Below are 17,043 nucleotides of genomic sequence, written 5' to 3'. Positions count from 1 at the left end.
GGTGGATGCGGACGGCCTGATGGTTCACAAGCTTCCGGACAACGCGCGGCTCGTCTATGTCACGCCTTCGCATCAGTTTCCGCTCGGCATGCCGATGAGTCTCGAGCGTCGCGTTGCACTGCTGGAATGGGCACAAAAGCGCGGCGCGGTCATCATCGAGGACGACTACGACAGCGAATATCGTTTCGAAGGCAGGCCCATGGAGCCGTTGAAAAGTCTCGATCGTGCCGGACTGGTCGCTTACATCGGCACGTTTTCGAAAACGATCTTCCCGGAACTGCGAGTCGGCTACGTGGTGCCGCCCGCACCGTTGCTTAGGCCGCTTTGCACGGCACGGCAGGTTGCCGACCTGCACGGCTGCACGCTGACCCAGACGGCGCTTGCGGCTTTCATGCTGGATGGCGAGTTCGCCAAGCATTTGCGGCGCATGCACAAGGTCTATGCAGCGCGTCGCGTGTGCCTGCTCGAACATCTGCAGGGCGGCCTTGCACCGTGGTTTGACGCCGTGGTGCCGACCGCCGGCATTCATCTGGCCGCACGCCTCAAAGGGGCGATTACTGAGGAAACGGTGATCGCAGCGGCGCGCGAGGCATCGATCGGGCTCTACGGAATTGCCCGTTTTCATCGTCGAGCGAGGCCGCAGCCTGGTCTGATGTTCGGCTACGGCGGCATCGCGGTTGAGCAGATTGATACTGCGTTAACAGCGCTCGCGAAGCTGATGCCGCGTCTCGCGCGGTGAGCGCCAGGGCTCCTTTTTCATGCGTCGTTTCACGTTTACCCCCTGAAATACGGGTTAAAAAGTGTTGCGGAGTCGGCACGACGCAACAAACCGTAACGCTTATACACAAAAGAGTCGCGCAAAACGCCGTAGCGCTTGTAGAATCCGGCCTTGAAGCGTGCGCATACCGCGGGCGCTTCTTGCATTCACTGACCAACAACAGGTAGGAGAAACATGCCGACTTCCGCAAAAAAGGTGGCCAAGAAGGCTGCTACGGTACCGACCAAAAAGGTTGCTGCGAAGAAAGTTCCTGCGAAGAAAGTCGTCGCAGCTAAGAAGGTCGCCGTGAAGGCGTCTGGCGGCGCCCCGTCGCCGATCAAGGACACCTTCACGAAGGCCTCGCTGGCTGCACACGTCGCAGAACTGGCTGCTGTTGAGCCGAAGGCTGCCAAGGCTGTGCTGGCTGCGCTCGAAGATACGATCCTCGGCGCAGTTCACAAGAAGGGTGCTGGCGAATTCACGCTGTCGGGTCTTCTGAAAATCGTCGTGCAAGCTGTGCCGGCGAAGAAGAAGCGCTTCGGCAAAGACCCGTTCACGGGCGAAGAGCGTTGGTTCCCGGCCAAGCCGGCTAGCGTGCGCATCAAGGCACGTCCGCTGAAGAAGCTGAAGGACGCAGCATCAGCGTAATCGTGCAGGACGTCCCGTTGGTTACGGCTGGTTCGATAACGGCGGAAGGCGTCACGCCGAGCTGAAGTGCTGAATGTTCAAGCAGTGCAAAATCCCCGCGGGTGCGAATCCGCGGGGATTTTTATTGGCGCTGCGGTTTATTGCGCAACGGCGCACGGGCCGGGCGCATGAGGCCGCCAATACGCCGTGGCGAGGCGTCTGATGCACCGGAGTAGCGCATTGCGGGGCGCCGCAGTACGATGTTGCCGAAGCCGTGCGGGCCGTATGCGCTGTTCGTGTGCATCCTTTTCAGGTTTGTGTGCGGAAAGCCAATGGCATAGCGTTTGCTTTAATGGTTGTCGAACACCCGAATGCGCAGCGCATTCGCCTTCTATCCGACAACAAGAGCGGGGCGTGACATGCGATGCTATGACGAGATGCGTCATCACGACGAAGTCGTGCGGCCTCATTACGCACGCTTCGAGCGCTGGCTCGTAAAGCAGGGCAATGAGGCAATCGCGCGCAAGCGCGCGGAGGCGGACCTGCTGTTTCGCCGCGTGGGGATCACCTTCGCGGTCAACGGCGACCTGTCCGGCACCGAACGGCTCATACCGTTCGATCTGATCCCGCGGATCATTCCGCGCAGCGAATGGCAGTCTCTCGAAGCGGGTCTGCGGCAGCGCGTCCAGGCGCTCAATCTGTTTATCCACGACGTTTATCACGACCGCAATATCGTGCGCGCCGGCATCGTTCCGGCTGAACAGGTCTATACCAATGCGCAGTATCGTCCAGAGATGCAGGGCGTCAATGTGCCGCTCGGCGTGTACGCGCATATTGCGGGCGTCGACGTGGTGAGGGCCGGCGACGATGGTGCTTTCTACGTGCTCGAAGACAATCTGCGGGTGCCGTCCGGTGTGTCCTACATGCTGGAAAACCGCAAGATGATGATGCGGTTGTTCCCGGAACTGTTCGTGCAGAACCGCATTGCGCCGGTGGCGCACTATCCTGATCTGCTGCTCGATACGTTGCGTTCGGTTGCGCCTGAAGGCGTCGACGATCCGGTCGTGGTGGTGCTTACGCCTGGCATGTACAACTCGGCGTATTTCGAGCACACGTTCCTGGCCCAGCAGATGGGTGTGGAACTGGTGGAAGGCAAAGACCTGTTTGTCGACGACAACTACGTTTTCATGCGTACCACCCAGGGACCCAAACGCGTCGACGTGATTTATCGCCGGGTGGACGACGACTTTCTCGATCCGCTTGCGTTCCGAACCGATTCCGCGCTCGGCGTGCCGGGTTTGCTAACTGCTTATCGGGCGGGGCGCGTGGCGCTCGCCAACGCGATGGGCACCGGGATTGCGGACGACAAATCGATCTATCCGTACGTGCCGGAGATGATCGAGTTCTACCTCGGCGAGAAGCCGATCCTCAACAACGTGCCGACGTTCCAGTGCCGCAAGCCGGACGATCTGGCTTATACGCTCGCGCATCTGTCCGAGCTGGTGGTGAAGGAAGTCCACGGCGCAGGCGGCTATGGAATGCTGGTGGGACCGGCCTCGACCACGGCCGAGATCGAAGACTTTCGCAAGCGCCTGATCGCGCGTCCGGCCGGTTATATCGCGCAGCCGACGCTCGCATTGTCCGCTTGCCCGACCTTCGTGGAGGCGGGCATCGCGCCGCGCCATATCGACCTGCGGCCGTTCGTGCTGTCGGGCAAGACCGTGACGATGTGCGCAGGCGGGCTGACCCGTGTCGCGCTGCAGGAAGGGTCGCTGGTGGTCAATTCATCGCAGGGAGGCGGGACCAAAGACACCTGGATGGTCGACTGAAGGAGTCGCGGGTGCTGCCTGCGTCGTGAACCGGCGGCAGCCACACCCGCGACAAGGAAAGCCGGCGCGAGGCTCGCATCAGATCGTATAAGCGCCGGCGCAAACGGGTAACCAGCGCAGGCCCAGAATGCCCAGCGTCATCAATCATGGAAAGCCGTCATGCTAAGCCGCACTGCCGACCACCTCTTCTGGATGGCCCGTTACATGGAGCGTGCGGAGAATACCGCGCGCATGCTGGATATCAATCTGAAGGCGCTGCTGTTGCCGCAGACGCCTGAGCAGGAGGCTCGCGCACAGCGTTCGGTGTTGCGCATCTCCGAACTCGAGTCGGCCTTCTCGCAACGCTACGACGAGCCGACGCGCGAAAAAGTGCTTGATTTCATGGTGGCGGACGCCGCCAATCCGTCCAGCATTTATTCGTGCCTGCAGGCCGCGCGTGAAAACGCCCGCGCTGTGCGCGGCACGTTGACCACCGAATGGTGGGAGACGATCAACGACACCTGGCTCCAGTTCACGGAGCGGATCGCGGCGGGTCAGCTCGCCACGAGCCCGGATGGTCTGTTCGAATGGGTCAAGTTCCGCTCGCATTTGTCGCGCGGCGTGACGATCGGCACCGCGCTGCAGGACGACGCGTTCTTCTTCACGCAACTGGGTACGTACCTGGAACGCGCCGACAACACCGCGCGGATTCTTGACGTGCGCTTTGCCGACGTGGAGCCGAATTCGCGCGATGCCGCGCGCCAGCTCGAAGATTTCTATTACTGGACCTCGATTCTCAGTTCGGTGTCGGCGCTGGAGATCTATCGCAAGGTGTATCGCGATGTCGTCACGCCGGCGCGTGTGGTCGAACTGATGATCCTGAACCAGCAGATGCCGCGTTCGCTGCTCGCCTCCGTGGATGGCGTCTGTAACAACCTTGCGATGCTGCGTACTTCGGGTTCCAACCAGTGCGAGCGGTTTGCCGGCAAGCTGCGCGCCGAGCTGGTGTACTCCGACATCCGGCAGATTTTCGAAGCCGGCCTGCACGCTTATCTGACGCAATTCCTTGCTCGCGTGTTCGAACTGGGCAATCTGGTTGCGCGTACCTATCTGATGTTGCCAGTGGCCTGACGGAGTTATTTTTATGTACCTGACCATCCGCCACGACACCGCCTATCGTTACGAAACGACGGTTCATTATTCGATCCAGCAACTACGCTTCATGCCTTCCAGCGGCGCCTCGCAGACGGTTCGGCGCTGGAGCATCGACGCCCCCGGCAAGCTCGATTCCACCTTCGACGCCTATGGCAACGTGCTGCAGACGCTGGTGCTGAACAAGCCGCATAGCGAGATCCGGCTGCATGTTTCGGGGGAGATCGACACGATTGCGCTGGTCGACGGCCAACTGCGCGACGCGGTCGGTCCAATTCCCCTTGAGCACTACACCTGCGCCACGCGTCTGACCGAAGCCGATGGGGCAGTGCGTGAACTGGCGCAGTCGGTGGCGTCGCTCGATTCGCCGCGCGGCCTGATCAAGCTGGCCGAGGAGATCGCGCAGCGCGTGAAGTACCGGCCTGGGACCACGGAAGTGACCAGTACGGCCTCCGAGGCGCTCGCGCTCGGCAACGGCGTATGTCAGGACCATGCGCATCTGATGCTGGCCTGCTGCCGGTTGCGCGGCGTTCCGGCGCGTTACGTCAGCGGCTACATCGAGCCGGGCAAGGGGCCGCATGGCGCGAGTCACGCATGGGTCGACGTCTGGCTCGGCACCGGCTGGATTTCGGTCGACGTGACGCACGCTGCGTTTGCCAGCGAGATCTATTGCCGGCTCGCCGCCGCGCGCGACTACGAAGCGGCTGCCCCGATCCGCGGGCGGCGCATTGGCGGACTCGAGGAAAAGCTGAATGTCTCGGTCACGGTTAGTGCACAGTTACCGCAGTAAGGTGGATCGCACCAAAGGCTGCGGCGGCGTGGCATTACAATAGCGGCGTCTGCTGGTCTTCTGGATATTTTCTATGACTTACTGTGTGGCGATGTGCGTGGATGACGGACTCATCTTTTTGTCCGATACACGCACCAACGCTGGCGTCGATCACATCAGCACCGCGCGCAAGATGACGGTGTTCGAGCAGCCCGGCGAGCGTGTGCTGGTGCTGCTCGGCGCCGGCAACCTGTCGCTGACTCAGGCGGTGCTGCAGGAGCTGAGCGAGCCGTCCGACCCCGAACGCCCTACACTTTGGAGCGCGCCGACCATGGCGGACGCGGCACGCGTAGTCGGTCAGGCGGTGCGCGACGTGCATCAGCGCGAAGCCCCGGCGCTGCAGGAATTCGGCGTCGACTTCAATTGCAGCTTTATTCTGGGCGGCCAGATTGCCGCCACGGCCAAGGCGCGCGCCGGCCGGCCGCATCTGTTCATGATTTACGCCGCGGGCAACTTCATCGAATCGTCGGCGGTGAACCCGTATTTCCAGATTGGCGAGTCGAAATACGGCAAGCCGATCATCGACCGCGTGTTGACCCCGACCACCCCGCTCGACGAGGCCGCCAAGTGCGCACTGATCTCGATGGACTCGACGCTACGCTCGAATCTGTCGGTCGGCCTGCCTCTCGATCTGCTTGTGTACGAAAAGGACGCGCTGCGCGTGACGCGCTTCGTCTCGGTCGATCACGACAACACGTACTTCGAAATGATCCACCGCACGTGGGGTGAGCGCCTACGTCAGGTGTTCTCCGAGATTCCCGATCCGGACTGGCAGGCCTCGGCCAACGTGCCGATGCAGCGCCCCGAGCGGGCCCTGGTGATGCATCGCGCGCCGGTAGCGGGCGACGAGGCGGTCGAAGCGAAGCCGGCTCAGACGCTGGCGCAAGCCGAAAAGAACAAGGCGCAACGCTAATGGCACCGTAGCAGCGGCGGGCGTCGCTCGCCGAAGGTCGCACAAACAATCCCCGCAGCAATAAAAAAAGCCAGCCACCGGCTTATCGCCTGTGGCTGGCTTTTGACAGCGTCCTGCTTCAGCTGTCCGTCAAGTCGATTAGAACTTGTGACGGATACCGAGGCTGACGATGGCTTGCGAGTTCGAAGCCGATTCTTCGTCGTAGTCAGCAACCGACGCGACTGCGCCCGTGCCCGTTGCCCGTTGATAGGCGCCGATCAGGTAGAGGTCCGTGCGCTTCGACAGGTTGTAGTCGCCGCCCAGCGAGATCTGGTTATACGACGCCGAATCGCCGTTGCCCGAACCGTGCGTGAACGTGTAGCCCAGACCCAGCAATGCTGCCGGCGTCAGCTGGTAGTTCACGAAACCTGCGCCGACGTTGTAACGTTCCGTCGAGGTGAACGCCGAGAATCCGTCCGCCTTGTACTGTGCGTTGCTGTAACGCAGACCGGCCGTGACCGGTCCGATTACGTACTGCGCGCCGACCGAAGCGATACCGATCGACTTGGCCGTTACGTACGGCGTGTTGATCGAGTTGAACGTGCCGTCCGACGTACCAGCCCAGCCGCCGTTGCGACCTGCCAGCGTATCGGCGTTATCCATGCGGATGTAGCCGGCTGCAACGCTGAACGGACCGTTTGCGTACGTAGCTGCGCCCGACCAGGTTTGACCCGAGCCGGTCGAACCTGCGACGCCGCCGAATGCGTACATCGCTTCGAACTGGAAGCCAGCGTACGTTTGCGACGTGTACTTGATTGCGTTGTTCGTACGCGAGCTGTTGTCGTTGTTGTCAACGTCGCTCGGCGTCGTGAACGTGGAGCCCCAGTAGTTGTCAGCCGTGACTGCCTGGACCAGGTCGACGACCGGGTCATACTGGCGGCCGATGGTGACCGTACCGAACTGATCGCTCGACAGTCCAACGAATGCCTGACGGCCGAACAGCTTGCTCGAGCCGTTGTACGAACCCATGCTGCCGGAGTTCGGGTTGAAACCGTTTTCCAACTGGAACACAGCCTTCAGGCCACCGCCCAGATCTTCCGTACCCTTCAGGCCCCAGCGGTTGCCCTGCAGGTTGCCGGCGGTCAAGCCGATGGAGCTCTTGTTGCTGCCCGAAACGTTAACGTTGTTAACGTACTGGATCGAATCGTCAAGTACGCCGTACAGGGTCACGCTGCTTTGAGCATGAGCGGCGCCTGCTGCGCCCAGTAGTGCCAGCGAGAGGCTAGACAGTGCGAACTTTTTCATCCATTTCTCCACGCGATGATTGGTTTAGTTGTTGCGGGATGGAGAATAGCGCAGGCTGTCTGAAGGGTAATACTGAAAAAAAATGAGTGTCTCGTAAACGTGACACCGGGCGAAAACGCTTATATATCAAGGAAAGTTGGCATTGTTGCCAATACAGCAACATCGAATGCCGAAATCCGCATTATTGTTGTTTCGTTCATAGTCAGGGCGTCAGCATGTGTCACAGAAGCGTCCGTTGAGGGGCTGGATGTAACTTTTTGTATCTCTGCGTGAGATGACGCGAGATCGTCAAATAGCTTTGAAATCAACGCTGGATTGATTTGCGTGCTAGACAGTTGTGCCCGACTGTGAGTGTTCTCCCTGGTATGGGACGCGAAAGAGGCCTCACTCAGCGTTATCGTCGCGGCGGCGGCCGGTTATCGCGCTCACAAGGAATCCGGCGCCGGCGGCCAGCAGTATCGATCTCCATGGATGCCGTTTGACGTAGCGATCCGCTGCGATAGCCTTGCGGCCAGCCTCCAGCAGTGTCGAGGCGGCAGCGCGAGTGGCCTGGCCTTCCGCCTGAAAGACCTTGCGGCCAATGCGGGTGGCCGTGCGAACGTCCACGGCCCGTGCGGCCGGGGATTGCCGACCGCCTTGATTCCGCTGAACCTGCTGCGCCTGTTTTGCCAGATCACTTGCTACGGCGCCTGCGGTAGTCCCGTTAGCAACGGCGCTCTGCGCGTCCGAACTGTCTGGCTGTCCCGTCGGCGCCATGGCTTGCGCGAGCGTGGCGGCGGGCGAAAGACCCGTGGTACGGCCGGACATCGTCGAAGCGGCGAACACTGAGGCCATCTTCGCGCGGCTGCCCGGCGGCGCCTGGTCCAATTGCCCCCATGCGCCGCGCGGATCGTGCAGCCGTCCGCGCGCCGCGGAGAACTCTGCGCCGAGCAGCAGTACGGCGGCCGAGAAGTACAGCCACATCAACAGCACCGCCAGCGAACCGGCCGCGCCGAACGAATTGGCCATACCCGCGTGGGCCAGATAGAGAGCGAAAAGTTTCTTGCCTGCGGAGAACAGCACGGCTGCCACCGCGCCGCCCACAAGGGCGTCGCGCCAGCGGACCACGGCGTCGGGCAGGAATTTCAGCAGGGCGGCGAAGGCGAAGGCCAGCACCAGCAGGCCGACTGCCAACTGCATCAGATTGCCGATCACGACGTATGGCGAGTTGCCCCACAGCCACTGGCCGATGAACGTAATGGCCGTATCGAGCACGAGTGAGACGATCAGCAGAAACGCTACGCCGAGCACGAGTCCAAACGAAATCAGCCGGACCCGCACTAGCGCGATGACGCTCGACGAACGCGGCCCGGTGAGCGGCCAGACGATATTGAGCGCGCTGTTGAGCGACGAGAACGTGGCCGACGCGCCGATCGCGAGGAGAGCGAACGAAATGATCGCCGCGATCCCGCCTGCGCTACCCGCGTGGCGGGCGTTCTGGACAATGGTTTGCACACCGGTGGCGGCTTCGTCGCCGAGCAGCCCATGGATATGAGCGAACAGTTCGCCGCGCACTGCCTGAGCGCCGAAGAACCATCCTGCCACGGCGATCACCATGACCAGCGTGGGGGCCAACGAGAACGCCGCATAAAAGGCAATGGCTGCCGCCATGGCGGCACAGCGGTCTTCGGCGAACTGCTTGAACGCACCGATTGCCCATGAAGCCTGCTGGCGTGCTGCGCTTTGCAATTTGTCGGCGGATAGCGTGTCGATGTCCATACGGCCTCTTGACGGGATCGTGGCGCCGGAAGTTGCTCACGTGCTGATGCGGCACGGCGGGTATGACCTTACGCATTGCAAGCACTATGCCCGTCACTATAACAAGGACGATCCCGGGGCAGGGTATGTCCGGTTGGGGCTCTGTACAGTCGCACGCACTCTTATTAATAAACGACATATACTTTTTACCACTCCCTAAAACATCCATTGCCGAGGGCCACCATGCTGCAAATGTCCCGGCGTCAGTTCCTGAAGGTGACGGCATCCACGCTGGCCGGATCGAGCTTGGCCCTGATGGGCTTCTCCCCGGACCCCGCGCTCGCCGAAGTCCGTCAGTACAAACTGTCGCGCACCACTGAAACCCGAAATACCTGCCCGTATTGCTCGGTGGGCTGCGGGATCCTCATGTACGGCCTCGGTGACGGCGCGAAGAACGCCACGGCCAGCATCATCCATATAGAAGGCGACCCGGATCATCCGGTCAACCGCGGCACGCTGTGTCCGAAGGGGGCCAGCCTGATCGACTTCATCCATAGCCCGAGCCGCTTGCTGTATCCGGAGTATCGGGCGGCCGGCTCCGATCAGTGGCAGCGCATTTCGTGGGATGACGCGCTCGACCGCATTGCGAAACTGATGAAGGCCGACCGCGACGCCAACTTCGTCGAAACCACCGAGGACGGCAAGAAGGTCAACCGCTGGCTGACCACCGGGATGCTCGCTGCATCGGCGGCCAGCAACGAAGTGGGCTATCTGACGCACAAGGCCGTGCGCAGCATGGGGATGTTGGCGTTCGACAACCAGGCGCGTGTCTGACACGGTCCGACGGTGGCAGGTCTTGCCCCGACGTTTGGCCGTGGAGCGATGACGAACCATTGGGTCGACATCAAGAATGCGGACGTGATCCTTGTGATGGGCGGCAATGCCGCCGAGGCGCACCCGTGTGGCTTCAAGTGGGTGGCGGAAGCCAAGGCGAACCGCAAGGCGCGCCTGATCGTGGTCGACCCTCGCTTTACGCGAACCGCATCGGTGGCGGACTATTACGCGCCGATTCGCACCGGCACGGACATCGTGTTCCTCGGCGGGGTGATCAACTACCTGCTGACAAACGACAAGATCCAGCACGAGTACGTAAAGAATTACACGGACTTCGCGTTCATCGTGCGCCAGGATTTTGCCTTCAACGACGGCATCTATTCCGGCTACGACGCCGACAAGCACTCGTACCCGGACAAGGATTCGTGGGATTACGAGCGTGGCGACGACGGCTTTGTGAAGGTCGACATGACGTTGCAGGATCCGCGCTGTGTCTACAACCTGCTCAAACAGCATTACTCGCGCTATACGCCTGAGATGGTCGAAAAGACCTGTGGCACACCGAAGGAAAAATTCCTGAAGGTCTGCGAAATGCTCTCCACGACGGCAGTGCCCGGCCGCGCGGGAACGATCCTGTATGCGCTTGGCTGGACCCATCACTCGGTCGGCGCGCAGATGATCCGCACCGGCGCGATGGTGCAACTGCTGCTCGGCAACATCGGCATCGCCGGCGGCGGCATGAACGCGCTGCGCGGTCACTCGAACATCCAGGGGCTGACGGACCTCGGGCTGATGTCGAACATGCTGCCGGGCTATATGACGCTGCCCACGGAAGGCGAGCAGAACTACGCCGACTACATCAAGAAACGCGCTACCCAGCAGTTGCGGCCCAACCAGCTTAGCTACTGGAAGAACTACGGCGCGTTTTTTGTGAGCTTCATGAAGTCGTGGTGGGGCGACGCGGCGACAGCCGACAACAACTGGGGCTACGACTATCTGCCCAAGCTCGACAAGCTGTACGACTTGCTGCAGGCCATCGAATTGATGGACCAGGGCAAGATGAACGGCTATATCGCGCAAGGCTTCAATGTGCTCGCGTCCTCGCCGAACAAGGCGAAAACCGCTTCCGCCCTAGGCAAGCTGAAATGGCTGGTGGTGATGGACCCGCTCGCTATCGAAACCGCCGAGTTCTGGAAGAATTATGGCGACTACAACGACGTGGACGCCTCGAAGATCCAGACCGAAGTCTTCCGGTTGCCCACCACCCTGTTCGCGGAGGAACGCGGCTCGCTGGTGAGTTCGAGCCGTGTGCTGCAGTGGCACTGGAAGGGCGTGGACGGTCCAGGCGAATCGAGGAGCGATCTGGAGATCATGTCGGGGATTTTCCTGCGCATGCGCAAGGCGTATCAGGAGCAGGGCGGCAAATTCCCGGATCCGATCGTCAAGCTCGCGTGGCCGTACGCGAACCCGGAAAGCCCGACGCCGGAAGAACTGGCGATGGAGTACAGCGGCCGTGCCGTCACCGATCTGACCGATGCGAAGGACCCGACCAAGGTGCTGGTGAAAAAGGGCGAGCAACTGTCGGGCTTTGCGCAACTGAAGGACGACGGTTCAACCGCGAGCGGCTGCTGGATTTTTTGCGGCGCATGGACCCAGGCGGGCAACCAGATGGGCCGGCGCGACAACGACGACCCGACCGGTATCGGCCAGACCCTCAACTGGGCGTGGGCGTGGCCGGTCAACCGGCGGATTCTCTACAACCGCGCATCGTGCGATCTGAGCGGCAAGCCGTTCGATCCCACCCGCAAGCTGATTGGCTGGAACGGGTCTGCGTGGACCGGGGCGGACGTGCCCGACTTCAAGGTGGACGAACCCCCGGAAAACGGCATGGGACCGTTCATCATGAACCCCGAAGGCGTGGCGCGTTTCTTCGCGCGCGACGAGATGAACGAAGGGCCGTTCCCCGAGCATTACGAGCCGTTCGAGACGCCGCTTGGCTATAACCCGCTGCATCCGCAGAACGCGCAGGCCACCAACAACCCGGCCGCGCGCGTGTTCCCGGCCGACCGGGCAGCGTTCGGCAAGGCGGCGGACTTCCCGCATACCGCGACCACCTATCGTTTGACCGAGCACTTTCACTTCTGGACCAAGCATGCGCGGCTGAATTCGATCATTCAGCCGCAGCAGTTCGTCGAAATTGGCGAAGACCTGGCGAAGGAGGTGGGCGTGGTGGCGGGCGACCGCGTGAAGGTGTCGTCGAATCGCGGCTATCTGATTGCCGTAGCGGTGGTGACCAAGCGCATCAAGCCACTGATGATCGACGGCAAGAAGGTGCAGACCGTTGGCGTCCCGCTGCATTGGGGCTTCAAGGGGCAGACGAAGCCGGGGTACATCACCAACACGTTGACGCCGGTGGTAGGTGACGCGAATTCGCAGACACCGGAATTCAAGTCGTTCCTGGTGAAGGTCGAGAAGGCATAGGGGGCGAGATAAAAAATGGCACTGCAATCATTGGATATCAAGCGCCTGTCCGCCACCACGGTCCCGCCTCCGGGGGTACGGGAGCCGGTGACAGGCACCGTGGCGAAACTGATCGACGTCAGCAAATGTATTGGCTGCAAGGCGTGTCAGACGGCGTGCATGGAGTGGAACGATCTGCGCGACGAGGTGGGGATCAACCACGGCGTGTACGACAACCCGCTGGATCTCACCGAGCATTCGTGGACGGTGATGCGTTTCTCCGAGTATGAGAACCCGGACGGCAACCTCGAATGGCTGATTCGCAAGGACGGTTGCATGCATTGCGAGGACCCGGGTTGCCTGAAGGCGTGTCCGTCGCCGGGGGCGATTGTGCAGTACACGAACGGCATCGTCGATTTTCATGAGGAGAACTGCATTGGCTGCGGTTATTGCGTGACGGGCTGTCCGTTCAACATTCCGCGCATTTCGAAGACGGACCACCGGGCATACAAATGCACGCTATGTTCCGACCGCGTCGCGGTGGGGCAGGAGCCGGCGTGCGTGAAGACGTGCCCGACTGGCGCGATCGTGTTCGGCACCAAAGAGGACATGAAGCAGCACGCAGCCGGGCGCATCGAGGACCTGAAGGAGCGCGGCTTTGAGCACGCGGGGCTGTACGATCCGCCGGGGGTAGGCGGGACACATGTGATGTATGTGCTGCACCATGCGGATCAACCGTCGCTGTACCACGGCTTGCCGGATCATCCGCGGATCAGTCCGATGGTGCGTTTGTGGAAGGGCATGGCGAAGCCGCTGGCGGTGGCGGGGATTGTGATCGCGGCGCTGTCCGGGTTTTTCCATTACACGCGGATTGGTCCGAACGAGGTGACGGAAGACGACGAACTGGCGGCGCGGGAAGAGGCAGGACGCATTCGTGGCGAGCGCGAGGAGCAGAGCGATGTCAAATGACCCGAATCTGATTGTGCGTTACACGGCCAATGAGCGGACGAATCACTGGATCACGGCGATTTCGTTTGTGGTGCTGGCGTTGTCTGGGTTGGCGTTGTTTCATCCTTCGATGTTCTGGCTGACGGCGCTGTTTGGTGGAGGGCAGTGGACGCGGATCCTGCATCCGTTTGTGGGTCTGGTGATGTTTGTGTCGTTCCTGATTCTCGCGATGCGGTTTTGGCATCACAACTATCTGGACCGTGATGATGTGCAGTGGCTGCGGCAGATTGATGATGTGCTTGCTAATCGCGAGGAGAATTTGCCGGAGATTGGGCGGTATAACGCTGGGCAGAAGCTTTTGTTTTTCACTATGGTGGGGTGTCTGTTTTTACTGCTTTGCAGTGGGGTTGTTATCTGGCGGCGGTATTTTTCGGTTTACTTTCCTATTGAGGTTGTTCGGCTCGCTGCGCTCGTTCATGCTTGTGCTGCGTTTGTTCTTATTGTTGGGATTGTGGTGCATGTCTATGCTGCTGTCTGGATCAAGGGGTCGGTTGGGGCTATGGTGCGGGGTACTGTTACGCTGGGGTGGGCCAGGAAGCATCATCCTAAGTGGTTTCGGGAGAGTGTTAAGTAGGACTGTGGTTTTTGCCTTGAGGCGCTTTGTCCGTGTTCGTACGGTGTTGGCCTTTCCTTGCATTCTTATTGGTTTATTAGCGATGCCCCTGTGCGGGGCGGCACTTACTTTCTTTGTCCCACAGGGACTACCTTCGGGTCGCCGCCGCAAAGAAAGTAAGCAAAGAAAGCGGGCTCGCAACCGCCAGCTTGTAGGTGTCCACCACTGGCATGAACCCGGAGTGGTGCGCGCACGAAATGATCTCTCGCACCGCCATCGGGTTTGACAAAGGGCTCATCCACCCCGCTCCGCACTACGTGCGTCACGGATGGGTCTGCGAGGGAAGGCGGGGGGGTGGTAAAGCAGTGATTTTGGGCCGTGCAAAGAAACGCGCCGGTGAGGAAAGCGGTCTGGCAGTTTGGCCGGCCGGGCCGCCCAGCGTAAAGCAAGCTCGAACCAGATATGGTTAGAACGCCAGCGGAATATGCATTAGGGGCTGTGCCCGACGGCGGGGCGCGCAGCGCAAGGCTGGAACGGATGACTGCCTTGTCACCAAGGCGCGTGGTGCGAGGGCTGGTTTCGTGCGCGGACCGCTTCCGGGTGACCTGAGTGGCGGACACCTACAAGCTGGCGGTGTGAAGCCCGCTTTCTTTGCTTACTTTCTTTGCGGCGGCGACCCGAAGGTAGTCCCTGTGGGACAAAGAAAGTAAGTGCCGCCCCGCACAGGGGCATCACTAATAGACCGCTAAGAAAGCAAGGAAAGGCCAACACCGTACGAACACGGAACCAAGACCCACAAGGCAAGGCAAAAAAGCAACCCGACCCAAAGCACGCGCAGCACAAAGAAAGAGCCCCAGCTGATATGCCCCAAAAAATCCTAGACCCCTCGCAGATAGAATCCCAAGACCCCACAGCGATCCCACGCATCCGCCTGCCCGAACGGGCGACAATATTTGCAGCCCGCGCCGCGAGACTAAAAACCCTCGCACCCAGCAACCCGATCTCCCCCTACATCAGACTGATGTCAACAGTATCCGAAGCCCAGCACCACGAGCTAGCAACCATCACCCCAAACCCGCCATTGCGCGAAGCGATCACCCAGGCCCAACACCACTCCATGCCTCTAATCCCGGCCCTCTCGCCGGATCGAGACCCTCAGTGGCGCACCATCCTCCACCGCCTGCTGGACAAAGTCGAAACCGCCGGCGCCGTCACCCCTGCACTCGGTAACGTCCTCGACGCCTTGCGTCTAAAATCCCCCGAAGAACTCGACACCGAAGCCGACGCAGTCCTCGCCCACCGCTACAGCGAAATCGATCCCGCCTCGGCTCCGTTTATCATGGCAGCCCTCCAGGTTATCTGGACCGATCTTGCGAGCCGCTTCGATCCGCGCGATATTCCCTATCTCGACACGTCTGGTGTCTGTCCCGTCTGCGGCGCTTTGCCAGTTGCCAGCATCGTGCGCGTCGGCGGTCAGTACCAGGGCTATCGCTACCTGCAATGCGGTCTATGCTCCAGCGAATGGCATGTGGTCCGCATCAAGTGCTCGAATTGCGATTCGACCAAAGGGATCGCCTATCATGGCATTGCGGGTGGTAGCGATGCCCTCAAGGCGGAATCCTGTGATGAATGTCATACGTATCGCAAGATCGGCTATCAGGAGAAAGATTTCGAGTTCGAACCGCTCGCAGATGACCTCGCGAGCCTCACGCTCGATCTGTTGATGAACGAAGCAGGCTATCGACGCAGCAGCCCCAATCCGCTGCTGTGGCCTGAAGTGCCATCGGACGCATAAGCAGGAGAAACGTCGCGTGAGCGAAGTGCAGGGGAACCCGTTAAACGCGCTGCTGGCACGTGTGCCCGCCGTCGAACGAATCATGTCGTCCGCGGCCGTGCAGCCGTTGCTCGCCGAATACGGCCGCACCCAGGTGCTCGCCGCCGTGCGTGCCGCGCTCGACAGGCTGCGGCAGGATCTGCAGGCCGGCGCTGTGCATGACGCCGGGTTGCAGGATGACGGACACGCCATAGCGTCTGCGACGTCTCACGACGGTCCGGACGTTCTGCAGCGCGGGGCCCACCTTGACTCCGCGTGCAACGAATCTCAAGTCGTCAGTCAGGCCGCCATTATGTTGGCGCAGCGCGCGCAGAGCCGTCTGCGCGCTGTCTTCAATCTTACCGGCACGGTGCTGCACACCAATCTCGGCCGTGCGCTGCTGCCCGACGAGGCCGTGCGCGCCGTTGTTGAAGCGCTCACACGTCCGATGAATCTCGAGTTCGATCTCGCAACCGGTAGCCGGGGAGATCGCGACGACTTGATCGACGACGTCATTTGCGAACTGACCGGCGCCGAAGCGGCCACGGTAGTGAACAACAACGCGGCGGCCGTGCTCTTGACGCTGTCGGCGCTTGCGTCGAAGAAGGAAGTGATCGTATCGCGTGGCGAACTCGTCGAGATTGGCGGCGCGTTCCGCATTCCCGACATCATGTCGCGCGCGGGCGCGAGGCTGCGCGAGGTCGGGGCGACCAACCGCACGCATCTGAAGGACTATGAAGAGGCTATCGGTCCGCGCACTGCGATGCTGATGAAAGTCCATTGCAGCAACTATGCGATCAGCGGCTTTACGAAAAGCATCGAGCTCGATGAACTCGCACCGCTCGCGCACCGCCATGGCTTGCCGATGGCGGTTGATCTGGGCAGCGGCACGCTCGTCGATCTCGCACAGTGGGGATTGCCGAATGAGCCGACCGTGCGCGAGAACATTGCCGCTGGGGCGGACCTCGTAACCTTCAGCGGCGACAAGCTGCTTGGCGGTCCGCAAGCGGGGCTGATCGTCGGACGCGCCGATCTGATCCGCAAGATCAAAAAGCATCCCCTCAAACGCGCGCTGCGTGTGGGCAAGCTCACGCTTGCAGCGCTCGAGCCTGTCCTGCGCCTTTATCAGGCGCCCGAATTCCTGAGCGAGCGACTGACAACACTGCGTCTGCTGACACGTCCAGCCGCGGAAATGCAGGCGTTTGCCGAACGCGCGTTACCGCTCCTGCAGCGCGCGCTCGGGGAGAGCTTCATCGTGAGCGCAGAGC

Annotated in this window: 13 protein-coding genes; 11 read left to right on the top strand and 2 right to left on the bottom strand. The window is 61.2% G+C overall.

The genetic code is table 11. The features are described 5' to 3' along the window. The 6 genes from M0954_RS11760 to M0954_RS11735 form a co-directional block, all read left to right on the top strand. On the top strand, positions 1 to 739 hold a 739-nt coding region (locus M0954_RS11760), incomplete at its 5' end, for a PLP-dependent aminotransferase family protein (RefSeq protein ID WP_297353344.1). Positions 740 to 952: 213 nt separating this feature from the next. Then, positions 953 to 1,405, top strand: a complete 453-nt coding sequence (locus tag M0954_RS11755) for an HU family DNA-binding protein (RefSeq protein ID WP_122156698.1) — start codon at positions 953 to 955, stop codon at positions 1,403 to 1,405. 398 nt (positions 1,406 to 1,803) lie between these two features. Continuing rightward, positions 1,804 to 3,213 carry a circularly permuted type 2 ATP-grasp protein gene (locus M0954_RS11750; RefSeq protein WP_122159263.1) on the top strand — a complete coding sequence of 470 codons (1,410 nt, stop codon included), beginning with the start codon at positions 1,804 to 1,806 and terminating at the stop codon, positions 3,211 to 3,213. A 159-nt stretch (positions 3,214 to 3,372) separates the two neighbouring features. Continuing rightward, positions 3,373 to 4,323: an alpha-E domain-containing protein gene (locus M0954_RS11745; protein ID WP_122156697.1), complete on the top strand. Its 951-nt coding sequence runs from the start codon at positions 3,373 to 3,375 to the stop codon at positions 4,321 to 4,323. 13 nt (positions 4,324 to 4,336) lie between these two features. Continuing rightward, positions 4,337 to 5,134: a transglutaminase family protein gene (locus tag M0954_RS11740; RefSeq protein WP_297353342.1), complete on the top strand. Its 798-nt coding sequence runs from the start codon at positions 4,337 to 4,339 to the stop codon at positions 5,132 to 5,134. A gap of 73 nt (positions 5,135 to 5,207) precedes the next feature. After that, positions 5,208 to 6,086 carry a proteasome-type protease gene (locus tag M0954_RS11735; protein ID WP_133894355.1) on the top strand — a complete coding sequence of 293 codons (879 nt, stop codon included), beginning with the start codon at positions 5,208 to 5,210 and terminating at the stop codon, positions 6,084 to 6,086. Between the two features lie 138 nt (positions 6,087 to 6,224). On the opposite strand, the gene M0954_RS11730 is transcribed toward M0954_RS11735, so the two are convergent. Both M0954_RS11730 and M0954_RS11725 read right to left on the bottom strand, forming a co-directional pair. Beyond that, positions 6,225 to 7,370 carry a porin gene (locus tag M0954_RS11730; RefSeq protein ID WP_122156694.1) on the bottom strand — a complete coding sequence of 382 codons (1,146 nt, stop codon included), beginning with the start codon at positions 7,368 to 7,370 and terminating at the stop codon, positions 6,225 to 6,227. A gap of 384 nt (positions 7,371 to 7,754) precedes the next feature. Then, positions 7,755 to 9,128, bottom strand: coding sequence for a YhjD/YihY/BrkB family envelope integrity protein (locus M0954_RS11725; protein WP_123386270.1), 1,374 nt, complete (start codon positions 9,126 to 9,128; stop codon positions 7,755 to 7,757). 222 nt (positions 9,129 to 9,350) lie between these two features. Between M0954_RS11725 and fdnG the strand changes: the two genes are divergently transcribed. From fdnG to selA, 5 genes are all read left to right on the top strand, one after another. Further along, entirely contained in the window at positions 9,351 to 12,422 is a 3,072-nt protein-coding gene (fdnG, locus tag M0954_RS11720) for a formate dehydrogenase-N subunit alpha (RefSeq protein WP_297353340.1), read from the top strand. 15 nt (positions 12,423 to 12,437) lie between these two features. Then, the gene (gene fdxH, locus M0954_RS11715; protein ID WP_297353338.1) at positions 12,438 to 13,370 is read left to right on the top strand and encodes a formate dehydrogenase subunit beta; all 933 of its coding nucleotides are present in this window, start codon (positions 12,438 to 12,440) and stop codon (positions 13,368 to 13,370) included. After that, complete coding sequence (locus M0954_RS11710) at positions 13,360 to 13,983, top strand: formate dehydrogenase subunit gamma (protein ID WP_297353336.1); 624 nt, start codon at positions 13,360 to 13,362, stop codon at positions 13,981 to 13,983. Before fdxH ends, M0954_RS11710 begins: the two co-directional genes overlap by 11 nt. An 841-nt stretch (positions 13,984 to 14,824) precedes the next feature. Then, positions 14,825 to 15,757 (top strand): formate dehydrogenase accessory protein FdhE, encoded by a 933-nt coding sequence (gene fdhE / locus M0954_RS11705; protein WP_297353334.1) that lies wholly within the window; start codon positions 14,825 to 14,827, stop codon positions 15,755 to 15,757. A gap of 16 nt (positions 15,758 to 15,773) precedes the next feature. Then, positions 15,774 to 17,043 (top strand): L-seryl-tRNA(Sec) selenium transferase (selA, locus tag M0954_RS11700; RefSeq protein ID WP_297353332.1); only part of this gene is annotated, 1,270 nt, incomplete at its 3' end.

The sequence above is a fragment of the Paraburkholderia sp. genome, assembly GCF_026225065.1.
Classification (GTDB): Bacteria; Pseudomonadota; Gammaproteobacteria; order Burkholderiales; family Burkholderiaceae; genus Paraburkholderia.
Note: the sequence above shows the minus strand (reverse complement) of the source record. Positions and strands in the feature narration are given on the sequence as shown.